Source organism: Microcystis panniformis FACHB-1757 (assembly GCF_001264245.1).
In the GTDB taxonomy this organism is placed as follows: Bacteria; Cyanobacteriota; Cyanobacteriia; order Cyanobacteriales; family Microcystaceae; genus Microcystis; species Microcystis panniformis.
Window position 1 is genome coordinate 4,348,332 of the sequence record NZ_CP011339.1, and the last position, 14,008, is coordinate 4,362,339.

The 14,008-nt window shown below is 47.2% G+C and carries 6 protein-coding genes, 1 tRNA gene, 3 rRNA genes and 1 pseudogene; 5 read left to right on the forward strand and 6 right to left on the reverse strand.

The window, feature by feature from the left end; translation table 11 throughout:
• Window positions 1-63 precede the first annotated feature (63 nt).
• Window positions 64-354 (forward strand): DUF2288 domain-containing protein, encoded by a 291-nt coding sequence (locus VL20_RS20795; RefSeq protein WP_052277653.1) that lies wholly within the window; start codon window positions 64-66, stop codon window positions 352-354.
• A gap of 50 nt (window positions 355-404) precedes the next feature.
• On the opposite strand, the gene rrf is transcribed toward VL20_RS20795, so the two are convergent.
• The 4 genes from rrf to VL20_RS20815 all read right to left on the reverse strand — a co-directional run bounded on the left by rrf (window position 405) and on the right by VL20_RS20815 (window position 5,309).
• Window positions 405-522: ribosomal RNA gene (rrf, locus tag VL20_RS20800) — 5S ribosomal RNA — on the reverse strand.
• Between the two features lie 55 nt (window positions 523-577).
• Window positions 578-3,457: ribosomal RNA gene (locus tag VL20_RS20805) — 23S ribosomal RNA — on the reverse strand.
• Between the two features lie 155 nt (window positions 3,458-3,612).
• Window positions 3,613-3,686: transfer RNA gene (locus VL20_RS20810), tRNA-Ile, on the reverse strand.
• Between the two features lie 134 nt (window positions 3,687-3,820).
• Window positions 3,821-5,309 (reverse strand): 16S ribosomal RNA (locus VL20_RS20815).
• The 16S, 23S and 5S rRNA genes sit together here with 1 tRNA gene alongside, the layout of an rRNA operon.
• A gap of 421 nt (window positions 5,310-5,730) precedes the next feature.
• Here VL20_RS20815 and VL20_RS20820 point away from each other — a divergent pair.
• Window positions 5,731-6,756, forward strand: coding sequence for an ABC transporter permease (locus VL20_RS20820; protein WP_052277654.1), 1,026 nt, complete (start codon window positions 5,731-5,733; stop codon window positions 6,754-6,756).
• A 28-nt stretch (window positions 6,757-6,784) separates the two neighbouring features.
• Here the strand turns inward: VL20_RS20820 and VL20_RS29780 are convergent.
• Window positions 6,785-7,828: pseudogene (locus VL20_RS29780) on the reverse strand (IS630 family transposase).
• A 382-nt stretch (window positions 7,829-8,210) separates the two neighbouring features.
• Window positions 8,211-9,539, reverse strand: coding sequence for a hypothetical protein (locus tag VL20_RS20835; protein ID WP_052275264.1), 1,329 nt, complete (start codon window positions 9,537-9,539; stop codon window positions 8,211-8,213).
• A gap of 154 nt (window positions 9,540-9,693) precedes the next feature.
• Here VL20_RS20835 and VL20_RS20840 point away from each other — a divergent pair, with 154 nt between their 5' ends.
• The 3 genes from VL20_RS20840 (at window position 9,694) to lpxC (ending at window position 13,912) form a co-directional block, all read left to right on the forward strand.
• Entirely contained in the window at window positions 9,694-10,572 is an 879-nt protein-coding gene (locus VL20_RS20840) for an Hpt domain-containing protein (RefSeq protein WP_002787402.1), read from the forward strand.
• A gap of 429 nt (window positions 10,573-11,001) precedes the next feature.
• Window positions 11,002-12,987: a BamA/TamA family outer membrane protein gene (locus tag VL20_RS20845; RefSeq protein ID WP_221634923.1), complete on the forward strand. Its 1,986-nt coding sequence runs from the start codon at window positions 11,002-11,004 to the stop codon at window positions 12,985-12,987.
• An 85-nt stretch (window positions 12,988-13,072) separates the two neighbouring features.
• Window positions 13,073-13,912, forward strand: a complete 840-nt coding sequence (gene lpxC, locus VL20_RS20850; protein WP_043995723.1) for a UDP-3-O-acyl-N-acetylglucosamine deacetylase — start codon at window positions 13,073-13,075, stop codon at window positions 13,910-13,912.
• The last annotated feature ends 96 nt before the right edge of the window (window positions 13,913-14,008 follow it).

Sequence of the window (14,008 nt, forward strand, 5' to 3'; positions counted from 1 at the left end):
CCTGTATGCTAGAAAGAGGAGCTAATTCGTTATTGAGCGAGCTTTTTCGCAAGGATTGACAGTATGGGTAATATTCACGAGCAGTTATTAGAGGAATTAGCCGAAGTGGAGTGGAGTGACTTGATCCCCCATGCTCAAAGGGATGCGCTGATCGTGGTTTCGGATTCCCTCAATTTAATCGAAGTGGCAGAAGCGATCGCTGGTGATCGGGTTGCTCAAGTGCAGAATTGGATCGGGGAAAAACTACTAGAAAAACCGACACAAGAGCAATTAAGCGATTGGAATTCCCATCCCGATAACCTTTTTAATACACTAATCGTGCAACCTTTTGTGTTAATTCAGGCCATAGCTTAGATAAAACCAAACCCCCCAATCTTGTCGGATTGAGGGGTAGGAAAGAATAATCCTGGCATCGAGCTATTGTCCCGGTCGGCAACCCGACAAGTATCTTGGCCACGGCGAAGTTTCACAACCGAGTTCGGGATGGAATCGGAGTGGTGCCATCACGTTAAAGACACCAGGAAGGGTAGAACCCTCAAGACTGCAAAAGCTAGGGAAAAAGTGGTGAAAGAAGAATGAGGTCAAGCCCTCGGTCGGTTAGTACTCCTCGACTGCACTCGTTACCGAGCTTCCATCTAGAGCCTATCAACGGGTAGTCTACCCGAGACCTTACTGGCTTAATGCCATGAGAGCAATCATCTGGAGGTGGGCTTCCCACTTAGATGCTTTCAGCGGTTATCCGCTCCGCACATGGCTACCCTGCGTTTACCGTTGGCACGATAACAGGTACACCAGCGGTGCGTCCTTCCCGGTCCTCTCGTACTAAGGAAGGCTCCTCGCAATGCTCTTACGCCTACACCGGATATGGACCGAACTGTCTCACGACGTTCTGAACCCAGCTCACGTACCGCTTTAATGGGCGAACAGCCCAACCCTTGGGACCGACTTCAGCCCCAGGTTGCGATGAGCCGACATCGAGGTGCCAAACCTCCCCGTCGATGTGAACTCTTGGGGGAGATCAGCCTGTTATCCCTAGAGTAACTTTTATCCGTTGAGCGACGGCCCTTCCACGCGGTGCCGTCGGATCACTAAAGCCGACTTTCGTCCCTGTTCGACTTGTGGGTCTCACAGTCAAGCTCCCTTCTGCTTTTGCACTCTATCGTCCCATTTCCAACGGGACCGAGGGAACCTTTGCGCGCCTCCGTTACCTTTTAGGAGGCGACCGCCCCAGTCAAACTGCCCACCTGAAACTGTCTCCCGCCCCGATTAGGGGTCAGGGTTAGAATTCTAGCCTCGCCAGAGTGGTATCTCACCGTTAGCTCCACTCTCCCCACGAGGAGAGTTTCAAAGCTTCCCACCTATCCTGCGCAAGCGAAGCCCGAAGCCAATTCCAGGCTACAGTAAAGCTTCATAGGGTCTTTCTGTCCAGGTGCAGGTAGTCCGTATCTTCACAGACAATCCTATTTCGCCGAGTCTCTCTCCGAGACAGTGCCCAGATCGTTACGCCTTTCGTGCGGGTCGGAACTTACCCGACAAGGAATTTCGCTACCTTAGGACCGTTATAGTTACGGCCGCCGTTCACCGGGGCTTCGGTCGTCAGCTTCAGATTACTCCTGACCAACTTCCTTAACCTTCCGGCACTGGGCAGGCGTCAGCCTCCATACTGCGTCTTACGACTTGGCGGAGACCTGTGTTTTTGGTAAACAGTCGCCTGGGCCTATTCACTGCGACCCTCTTGCGAGGGTACCCCTTCTCCCGAAGTTACGGGGTCATTTTGCCGAGTTCCTTAGAGAGAGTTATCTCGCGCCCCTTAGTATTCTCTACTTCCCCACCTGTGTCGGTTTCGGGTACAGGCAATTAATGATTAACGTGGTTCGGGCTTTTCTAGGAAGCTTGATCAGCGCCACTTCCCTCCCGTGGGAGGTGGGACTCGCGTCTTAGCTCCTGGTGTTTTCACCACCTCTCATCGCCTCGACTGCTTGCACTGGTAACCAACATCCAGCTGACGTTGACCTTCTCCGTTCTCCGGCACAATCATTAATCGGTACGGGAATGTTAACCCGTTGTCCATCGACTACGCTTTTCAGCCTCGCCTTAGGTCCTGACTGACCCTCCGCGGACGAGCCTTGCGGAGGAAACCTTGGGGTTTCGGGGTGTGGGATTCTCACCCACATTTTCGCTACTTAAGCCGACATTCTCACTTCTATAGAGTCCACAGCTGCTTGCCGCTACTGCTTCACCCCCTATAGAACGCTCCCCTACCACTACAATGTAGTCCACAGCTTCGGTAGATAACTTAGCCCCGTTCATTTTCGGCGCAGGAGCGCTTGACCAGTGAGCTATTACGCACTCTTTTAAGGATTGCTGCTTCTAGGCAAACCTCCTGGTTGTCAATGCACTCCCACCTCCTTTCTCACTTAGTTATCATTTGGGGACCTTAGCTGGTGGTCTGGGCTGTTTCCCTCTTGACGATGAAGCTTATCCCCCACCGTCTCACTGGTAGTTTTTTTAGCCGTATTCAGAGTTTGCCTCGCCTTGGTACCGGTCTCCCAGCCCGCGGCGAAACAGTGCTTTACCCCGACTAAACTTCCACTACCGCTGCGCCTCAACACATTTCGGGGAGAACCAGCTAGCTCCGAGTTCGATTGGCATTTCACCCCTAACCACAGCTCATCCGCTAATTTTTCAACATTAGTCGGTTCGGACCTCCACTTGGTTTTACCCAAGCTTCATCCTGGCCATGGTTAGATCACCCGGGTTCGGGTCTACAAATTATGACTTTTCGCCCTGTTCAGACTCGCTTTCGCTGGGGCTGTGGGGTCTTCCCCCTTCACCTGCCATAACCTGTAAGTCGCCGGCTCATTCTTCAACAGGCACACGGTCAGACGTTCAATCGTCCTCCCATTGCTTGTAGGCTAACGGTTTCATGTTCTATTTCACTCCCCTTCCGGGGTTCTTTTCACCTTTCCCTCGCGGTACTGTTTCTCTATCGGTCACACGGGAATATTTAGCCTTACCTCGTGGTCGAGGCAGATTCACACGGGATTTCACGTGCCCCATGCTACTCGGGATGCAGTTAAGCTGGTTCCTTTTTCGACTACAGGACTTTCACCTTCTCTGGTGCGGTTTTCAGCCGCTTCGTCTAAATTTCCCAGTCTTTTGTTACTGTCCCACGACCCCAAGTTCCGAAGAACTTGGTTTAGGCTGTTCCCTTTTCGCTCGCCGCTACTGGGGGAATCGCTGTTGCTTTCTTTTCCTCTGGCTACTAAGATGTTTCAGTTCACCAGGTTGGCTCGCTCCACCCTATGTATTCAGGTGGTCGTGTTTAGGGTTGCCCCATTCGGATATCTTCGGATCAATGCTTGCTTCCCGCTCCCCGAAGCGTTTCGTCGGTAACTACGTCCTTCTTCGCTTCCGTGTGCCTAGGTATCCACCGTTAGCCCTTATTAGCTTGACCTTGCGGTCTTCTTTTTTGGCTTTTTCACCTAGCTCTATGCAGTTTTCAAGGTTCCTCTGGACTCTGAACTCAGAGCCAGCATTCTCTCTTACTGTATAAGTAAGATAAGGTGCTGATTCGGAGCTTTTTTTCTTTGTTTTTGCCACCTGTGCAGGTGGGCCATCCTGGACTCGAACCAGGGACCTCACCCTTATCAGGGGTGCGCTCTAACCACCTGAGCTAATAGCCCTTGTTCCTGATTCAGGTCTTGTGTGAACCCAGAACCTAGTTTGAAAGCCAATTTCGCCTCGCTCCGACCTTTTGGGATTGATTCTTGGTTGGGACTACTTTTTTTTCGTCTCCCACCGGAATTAGGTCTCCCTTTAAGGAGGTGATCCAGCCACACCTTCCGGTACGGCTACCTTGTTACGACTTCACCCCAGTCACTAGCCCTGCCTTAGGCATCCCCCTCCTTGCGGTTGAGGTAATGACTTCGGGCGTGACCAGCTTCCATGGTGTGACGGGCGGTGTGTACAAGGCCCGGGAACGAATTCACCGCCGTATGCTGACCGGCGATTACTAGCGATTCCTCCTTCATGCAGGCGAGTTGCAGCCTGCAATCTGAACTGAGGCCGGGTTTGCTGGGATTCGCTGGCTCTCGCGAGTTCGCTGCCCTTTGTCCCGACCATTGTAGTACGTGTGTCGCCCAAGACGTAAGGGGCATGCTGACTTGACGTCATCCCCACCTTCCTCCGGTTTGTCACCGGCAGTCTCCTTAGAGTCCCCAACTTAATGCTGGCAACTAAGAACGAGGGTTGCGCTCGTTGCGGGACTTAACCCAACATCTCACGACACGAGCTGACGACAGCCATGCACCACCTGTGTTCGCGCTCCCGAAGGCACCCCCAGCTTTCACCAGGGTTCGCGACATGTCAAGTCTTGGTAAGGTTCTTCGCGTTGCATCGAATTAAACCACATACTCCACCGCTTGTGCGGGCCCCCGTCAATTCCTTTGAGTTTCACACTTGCGTGCGTACTCCCCAGGCGGGATACTTAACGCGTTAGCTTCGGCACGGCTCGGGTCGATACAAGCCACGCCTAGTATCCATCGTTTACGGCTAGGACTACAGGGGTATCTAATCCCTTTCGCTCCCCTAGCTTTCGTCCCTGAGTGTCAGATACAGCCCAGTAGCACGCTTTCGCCACCGATGTTCTTCCCAATCTCTACGCATTTCACCGCTACACTGGGAATTCCTGCTACCCCTACTGCTCTCTAGTCTGCCAGTTTCCACCGCCTTTAGGTCGTTAAGCAACCTGATTTGACGGCAGACTTGGCTGACCACCTGCGGACGCTTTACGCCCAATAATTCCGGATAACGCTTGCCTCCCCCGTATTACCGCGGCTGCTGGCACGGAGTTAGCCGAGGCTGATTCCTCAAGTACCGTCAGAACTTCTTCCTTGAGAAAAGAGGTTTACAATCCAAAGACCTTCCTCCCTCACGCGGCGTTGCTCCGTCAGGCTTTCGCCCATTGCGGAAAATTCCCCACTGCTGCCTCCCGTAGGAGTCTGGGCCGTGTCTCAGTCCCAGTGTGGCTGCTCATCCTCTCAGACCAGCTACTGATCGTCGCCTTGGTAGGCTCTTACCCCACCAACTAGCTAATCAGACGCAAGCTCTTCTCCAGGCCAATTAGGTTTCACCTTGCGGCACATCGGGTATTAGCAGTCGTTTCCAACTGTTGTCCCCGTCCTGAAGTTAGATTCTTACGCGTTACTCACCCGTCCGCCACTAGAATCCGAAGATTCCCGTTCGACTTGCATGTGTTAGGCACGCCGCCAGCGTTCATCCTGAGCCAGGATCAAACTCTCCATGATGAATCGTTTGATTCTTTTGACTTTTTTTCGTCTCCCCCTTGCGGGTTTGACTTTTTTGTTATAGAATTGCTTCTAAACGAGGCTTTTTTTGCTTGGCTTTCAAACTATTGTTTTGTCTAGGTTCCAGCGTCGTTTGTTTCGCTTCGCTTTCGCTTCGCTTCAACCGCGCATTTACCAATGTATCTAACTTCCCTAAGTTTGTCAACCCCTTTTGGCAAAATTTTTTGATCTTTTTTCTATCCCTTGCTCCGTAAGCCTTTCAGCCTTTAGGGGTTTTTGGTAGTCCCTTGCTCAGAACTGTCGGTGCAGCTAATTTAGTTTACTTGTACTAAATATTCCCTCAGCTTAATTTTTTCTCGATCGCTGGGTCGATTTTGGGGTATGGTTCCTTGAGAATCTATTTTCTGATCGGAAAGCCCTCATGTCTCGCCGCGCTGCTTTACAATCCTATTTACTGGTGCGTTTACTCCTAGCTCCCTTGATGTTATGGACGATCGTGACGGTGGTTTTTCTACTGATGCGTGTGGCCCCTGGTGATCCCACGGATGCGATTTTAGGCAACCGCGCTCCCGAAAGTGCCAAAAATGCCCTAAGAGAACAGTTAGGACTGAATAAACCCCTATTTTTCCAGTACCTAGACTATATTTTTCACCTAATGCGTCTCAACTTAGGAGACTCTTTAACCAGTAAGGGGGTGACGGTATGGGAGATTATCGCTAAACATTTTCCAGCGACGGTGGAACTAACTTTTTATGGAATGCTAATTGCGGTGATAGTGGGAGTCGGATTGGGAATTATCACCGCTTCCCGTCCGAATACTCCCTTAGATGCGGGGGGACGTTTATTTGGACTGATAACCTATTCCTTGCCGATTTTTTGGGTGGGAATGCTCTTACAGCTAATTTTTGCGGTACAGTTGCGCTGGTTTCCCTTGGGGACTCGTTTTCCTTTGAGTGAGACTCCACCCCAGACAATTACAGGTTTATACACCCTTGATAGTCTGATGACTCTACAACTAGATAAGTTGCCCACAGCTTTGTATTATCTAGCCTTACCTAGTTTTACTCTCGGCATTCTCTTGAGTGGGATTTTTGAACGGATGGTGCGAGTTAATCTGAAACAAACTTTGCAAGCGGACTATGTAGATGCGGCCAAAGCGAGAGGAATACCAGAAAAAACGATTATGATCGCCCATGCGCTGAAAAATGCCCTAATTCCCGTAATTACTGTCTTAGGATTAACTTTTGCGGCTCTTTTAGGGGGTGCAGTCTTGACGGAAGTTACTTTTTCTTGGCCGGGTTTGGGAAATCAGTTATATCGAGCGATTTCTCTGCGGGATTACCCAACAGTGCAGGGATTAATGGCTTTTTTTGCGACAATAGTGGTTTTTGCCAGTATTTTTATCGATCTAATCAATGCTTACATTGATCCTCGCATCCGTTATTAATCAGGGAGAGGGAATTATGAATTATACTTTAGACGTTCATAATCTGAGATTTATTAAACTTCTGAAATCGTAGAGTCAGCAAGGAATCCAGTTCTTTTTTATGTTTCAAATGGGCATCATTCAGACATTCATAAATAGCTGAATAAAAGTCAGAAAAGTTCTCATAATATTTACCATATAAACATTTCTTTTTGACCAATTTCCACAGCCTTTCAATTAAATTTAGATTAGGTGAATAAGACGGCAGATAGAGCAGCTCTATTGACAAAGAAAGAGCCAATTCTTCAACAATTTTACATTTTTGATAGCGGGCATTATCTAAGACTAGAGTGATGGGAATCATTAGTCCTAAAGCAGCTATTTTTGACCGGAGTTCACAGACTTGAGTTGCCGTAATATAAGTTTCATATGTTACCAGAATAACTTCATGAGTTATTGCATTTAATGCTCCTAAAACATTGAAGCGTTTACGCCCGCTCGGTGACTTAACAAAAAGTCTCTCAAAACACCAAACAAAACCGAGAAATGCTCCCATGACGAAGTGAGCGGCATCAACAAAAAAAACAGCCCTTTTTCCTTCTTTTGCCTCATTTAGTCTGGGTTCTAGCTTTTTTTCTTTGTAGTCCTCTTGTTCATCTGGGTCAGCTTTAGAAGGAAGAGAACCTACTTTTAAACATTTCATTCCCATTGATTTTAAAAATTTTCTCACTTGGGTAGGACTTCGTTTTATTCCCGTCAATTCTTCTATCCTATATACAGCTTCATTTATTGTGGCTGGTGGATTTTTCTCGAAATATTTTTTGAGGGTTTCTTTTTGAGACTCTAATTCACTTTTAGGGCGATAGAAGTTGATTTATTTTAATTTTTCTATTCCGCCTTCTTCATAATCTCGAAGATAGGTTGATAAGGTATTTGGCGAGATTCCTGCTAACTGACAAATTTTTTGGTGCGGTATCTTTTGGCTTTTTAACCAGAGAACTTCCATCTTCAGTTGAACCTGGGGATGAGGATGATGAAATCTTTCATAATACAGTGAGTTCTTTTCTTCTTCCGTGAATTCTAGGTTAATCATGTTTTTAATGAGTGCTTTGCTTCTAATTATGACTCTTAAACTATATTATTGTCCTTGAGTAAAAAATGCAAGTTGTAGCCGTGCAAAGTATAGTCAACAACTCAGTTTCCTCTTATCAAGAATAATTTCTAGTCAGCTTGCTCCCATCCCCGATTCTTTTCTTAGCTTTTTGCCTGCCGTTGTATCGATCTATTTTAAGCAAGAGAAGCTGAGAACCCTTGTGGGCAGGCTTTTGAACTTAGCTTGTGTCCGTCTGGGCCAGTTTTCCTAGCCATTGCCCCATAACTGATATATTTCCTGAAAAACCAGCAATTCCAAATTCAGAATGTAGCAAGGAATACAGAATACAAAACGCTTTTGCCCTGTAGCTCCCCATCCAAAATCAAGAAGAATTAACGCGAGTAACAGGGATGGCCTCATCGAGCATAAAGTCTAAAAGGTGGTGCCAGCCTTCAAACAGCAGATACTTGGTTAAGCAAAGAACATCGTTAAAAAAGCCTCTGCGAGTCCCCCTTTGCATCCGAGCCCGTTGATAGCGTTCATCGACTAGATGCAGAACAGTATGAAATAAGAAAGCCAGGAGATTGAGGGTCAACAGAAAAGAGGACAAATGTTGCTGACCATGTCCAAAATTATGCTCCAAATGATAGCCCCGAGTTTTGAGCACATTGTGATTCTCATTTTCGGTTCGCCAACGGCTCCGTCCAGCAGCGCAGACCAGAATGACCCGTTGGGGAGTCAGGTCGTGGTTAGTAATCCAGCTATTGCGATAGAGAAGTTGACCATCCGACTCGCGCTTAACGGTCACCTCACACCAATTGACCAGTAAGGCGGGTTGTTGTTCGCGCAGGGGGACTTGATTGAGATAACGATAGTCCCAAATTTCAAAGTATCGCCCATTCCAACGTCGCTGTTGAGTGGTTTTGACTTCTTGATTAGCCTCCAGGAAAGAAACCCACTCATAGAGAGTCGGATGGGAGGACGGTAAACAGACAAAGATAAAGTTGAAATGGTGTTCCAAACAATATTCAGCCATCGGTTGGCGACTATAGAGGTCGTCGCCTAAGAGGGTGATGGGCTGGCCTTCAAACCAGGACGCATGGCTCGCTATCCAGCGTTTTGCCGCGTTTTGCTCACAGTCTTGTTTCTCACTGCCATCTTGAGGAGTGATAAATTCTGGTGGCAAGGAAATGACCGATTTTTGGTCAGGAGAGACAATTACAGGCAAAATAGCTTGATGGTGATAAGTTACCTTCCCCTGTTTCGAGGTGCGGGTTGAGCAACAAGGACAACTAATTTTCTCTGAATCATAGTACTGAGTCCCATCTAGGGCGACGAGTAAGTTGCCATCCAAGGCTGTAAACAGCCTCAAATAGCCTTGTTCTCTCAGACCTTGATAAATCCATTTGAACGGTGAAAAAAGAGGCTTTGCGGCTATTCTATCGAGAATATTCTTTATCTGTTCTATGGTCGGGATATTAACCAGACCAAACAGACTTTGAGCATTATCTCGTCCACAACGACTATTCAATTGACGCTGATATTCTAGAAAGGATTCATTTTGCATAAAGAAGCTAGCAAATGCCCCCAAGACCGCGTCTTTTAGACTGTAGCGAGTAGCATTGCTAGCACTGCGCGGGTCAACCATGCCAGCGATAGCCCTGTGGAAGTAGCTCAGCATCCCTATAAAACTCAAATCTTGGACTTCCATTCCTGCAAAACCCAATGGGCAACTCGTTCACTCTATTTTGAGGGACAGAAGCGAAATCAATTCTGTATCCTACACTACCGTTTGAATTTGGAATTGCTGCTGAAAAACTGGGCAATCTAGGACTAGACAGCATCGTGATAAGGGGGATAAGACCTTGGACTCCGCTAACGCTCAGAAAATTCTCGGCTATTTCATCGAAGAAGCCAAAGAACACCTGGAAACTTTGGAACAGGGGATTTTAGACTTAGGCAATCTCGTGAACAATACTGAACAGATGAACGAGATGTTTCGTGCCGCCCATTCCATTAAGGGGGGAGCGGCCATGTTAGGTTATGGCAGTATCCAAAAAACTGCTCACCGTCTTGAGGATGCTTTTAAAATACTGAAAGAAAATCCCATACAAGTGGATAAAAAATTAGAATCTTTGTTCCTCAAGGGTTATGATCTGCTTCAGATATTGATCGATAAGCTGTCCGGTCCATTAGGTTTGCAAGCCGAGGAAGCTAACGCTATCCTTAAAAAAGGTGAACCAACTTTTGCCGAATTACAGGCCCATCTTAACTATCTTCTCGACCCCCAAAAATTTACCCCAGCTGTTGCGACAGCGTCTTCTATCTCCATCCGCGTCAGAGATATCCTCAAACAGATGTTACAACTGTTCAAACAGGAAGAAACCAGTGCTTCCCGTCAGCAATTACAAAAGTTAACTTTATCTCTGTCTCAATTGGCTTCAGAACAGCAAAAGTGGCAATATTTAGTTGAAAATGCCGAATCAGCCCTGGCTAACCCCAAACATTCCTACCGCACTCTCGCCCCGGTTATTATTAAAGAATTAAAACAAGCCGGTGATTTACTAGAATGGGGTCGAGGGGAAGAAATCACCGTCAGTCAGGAATTGCAATTATTAGCCGCCGCCAAATTACCACAAATCCTAATTACCCTAGAACCGGAATTAGTAGCTAGTACCCTGCTGCAAATGTTCAATCGCCAACAGGTCTCGCAACTGGTACAGTTATTAAAAACGAGACGTTGACATCTGCCCGGATGTAAAAAGCTGGGGGATTCCCACAAGAATAAACTTAATTGTTTTTAATTTTGGTGAGTTAGGAAGATATGTATTTAATTGTGCGCCAACCGAGTTGGCAATAATCCCAGAGGGTGAATTGGAATAGAGCCAAACCAGAAAAAGCTAAGATATGGCAAGATAAAAACTTAATGCTGACGGCTGACCCATATCAGACCTGATGCAGTATCTCTTGAGTCACCGGTCAAGCTGGGATTTACTGAGAGTAAGCAATCTGCTAGAGTTTTAACGTTCGTTAAATTTCTCGGGCAGAGAAAACAAAAAAACCATAATGGTGTTACTGGGTGTGTGGAAGTGCTTAAAAATCTCAATTTTTCGGGGCGATATTCCTCGCTGGCTCTGCTGCTGGCTATTTTCGGATTATTTCACGGGACGGTAATGGCCGAAGAAGAACCGCAAGAAATGGTTTTTCCCCGCATCGAGCAGATAGTACAGTCGCCTCCTGCGACGGGAGAAACTACGCCACCCGTGGCAGCACCGACGGAAACCCCGACGGAAACCCCAAGCCCTGCAGAAACTCCCACAACAGCCCCACCGGTGCCGGCGGAGGAGTCGCGAGTTTTGGTGTCCGAAGTGGTAGTACAGGGGTCCGATCGAGAATTAGAAAATCTAGTTTATAATACCATTCGCACCCGACCAGGACGAAGCACGACTCGATCGCAATTACAAGAAGATATTAACGCCGTTTTTGCCACGGGCTTTTTTGCCGATGTGCGGGCAGTTCCCCAAGATACGCCCCTAGGGGTGCGAGTCACCTTTGAGGTGCAACCTAACCCCGTTTTTCAGGGTGTACAGATTCAAATTGCCCCGGAAACCATGGACAAATCGATTTTACCTGCCGGGGTGGTCGAGGAAATTTTCGCTAGTCAATACGGCAAAACCCTGAATTTACGGGAATTACAGGCGGGGGTAAAAAAAATCAATGACTGGTACAGTAAAAACGGCTATGATCTGGCCCAGGTAATCGGTGCGCCGCAAGTCACTCCCGATGGTAGGGTGATTTTGGTCATTTCCGAAGGTTTAATCGAAAAAATTCAAGTACGCTACTTTAACGTCGAACAGGAACCAGTCAAGGGTAAAACCAGAGAATTTATCATTACTAGGGAAATGCGCCTAAAAGCGGGGGATATTTTCAACCGCAATACCGCCCAACAGGATTTACAGCGTGTTTTCGGTCTCGGTTTATTCGAGGATGTGCGTCTGTCTTTTTCCCCCGGCAGCGACCCAAGGGAGGTGATTGTTAACGTCGATGTGGTGGAAGGTAATACTGGTTCCCTGGCTGCTGGGGGTGGTATTAGCTCGAATGCGGGCTTATTCGGCACTGTAAGCTATCAACAGCGCAATTTTGGCGGTAATAATCAAACTTTAGGGGCAGAAGTCCAGTTAGGGGAACGGGAATTTTTATTTGATCTGAGTTTTTCCGATCCTTGGATTGCCAAGGATAATTTCCGCACTTCCTACACGGTGAACGTTTTCCGGCGACAGTCGATTTCTCTGGTTTATGATGGGGAGAATTCCTCGATTCGGACGCTTAACGATAATGATAGTCCCCGTATCGTCCGGACGGGTGGTGGTATTACTTTTGTCCGTCCTTTGGCCCCCGATGTGTTTACGAAACCAAAATGGGTGGTTTCCCTAGGCTTTAACTATCAACAGGTACAGGTGCAAAATGCCAATGGTGACATCTCCCCCCTGTCTGCACCTCTCAATGGTTTTGGCAGTCAACAACTGGCTTTTAGTTCCTCTGGGATCGATGATCTACTTTCCCTAAATATTGGCGCTATTCGAGATTTTCGCGACAATCCCCTGCAGCCCACCAGTGGCTCTTTCCTGCGTCTAGGTTTAGAACAAACTATTCCGGTCGGTTCTGGCAGTATTTTCGGCACTCGTGTTCGGGGTAGTTATAGTTACTTTATCCCCGTTCGGTTTATTAATTCCTTTAATCTCTTTGAAACCGATATTTTTAAAGGTCAGCAATCCCTCGCTTTTAATGTGCAAGCAGGGACAGTATTAGGCGATTTACCCCCCTACGATGCTTTTATTGTGGGGGGTAGTAACTCTGTACGGGGTTACGCCGAGGGAGAAGTGGGTAGCGGTCGCAGTTATTTCCAAGCGACGGCCGAATATCGTTTTCCCATTGTCGCAATTATCGGGGGGGCGTTATTTGTCGATTTCGGCACTACTATTGGTTCCCAAGGCGATGTCCCCGGTCAACCCGGGATTGTTCGGGATTTACCCGGTATCGGTCTCGGTTACGGTTTGGGTGTTCGGGTACAATCTCCCGTCGGCCAAATTCGGGTTGACTTCGGTTTTAATGTCGATGGTGGTTCTCGTCTCCATTTCGGTATCGGGGAACGATTCTAATCAGTTATCAGTTATCAGTTATCAGTTATCGATAAATTTAGTTATTTTTGCTGTTCACGGATCAAAGCTTTATTACTTAATAATTATGGTTTCTACTATCGCTAAACAATTTGAATTATCGGGAATTGGACTGCATTCGGGGGAGATAACAAGGGTGCGCGTCTGTGGGGCAAATCCGGGGGAAGGACGTTATTTTGTCCGCAGAGATTTAGCCAATCAACCGATTATTCCCGCTCTAGTTTCTTCGGTTTACCAAACAACTTTATCAACGGAATTGAGACGAGGAGAAGCAAAGGTTAGAACCGTTGAGCATTTATTGGCAGCCTTAACCGCTTTGGGGGTAGAGGATGCTCGCATTGAGGTGGATGGTGCGGAAATTCCCCTCCTTGATGGTTCGGCCAAAATCTGGGTAGAAGCGATCGAAAATGCTGGTTTAGATAACTCTTTTTCTCCATCAGATTTAACTATTTCTCAACCGATTTGGTTGTACGAAGGAGATGCTTTTGTGGCGGCGATTCCTTCCCCTGAATTACGTTTTACCTACGGCATCGATTTTACCTATAAACCGATCGGTAATCAATGGTATAGTTGGAGTCCTGATCGGGAAAGTTTTAGTCAAGCGATCGCATCAGCCCGGACTTTCGGTTTTGCCGATCAAATTGAATATTTACAAAAGGCTGGTTTAATTAAAGGAGGCAGTTTAGAAAATGCTTTAGTCTGCGATCAAAATCAATGGTTAAATCCTCCTTTACGCTTTGATAATGAGCCAGCAAGACATAAATTATTGGACTTAATTGGTGATTTGAGTTTACTGGGAACTATTCCCACCGCTCATTACATGGCTTTTAAAGCCAGTCATAAACTTCACGTTCAATTAGCGATCGCAATCACAAAATACAAGAATGAATGTTCTACCTTAAGTTGATGCAACAACACTCAAATTTTAGATCATCAAACTAAGTGGTCTGTCAAGATGTTATTGACGGATACAATCTTTTTACCCACATTCCGCACCCTAAAG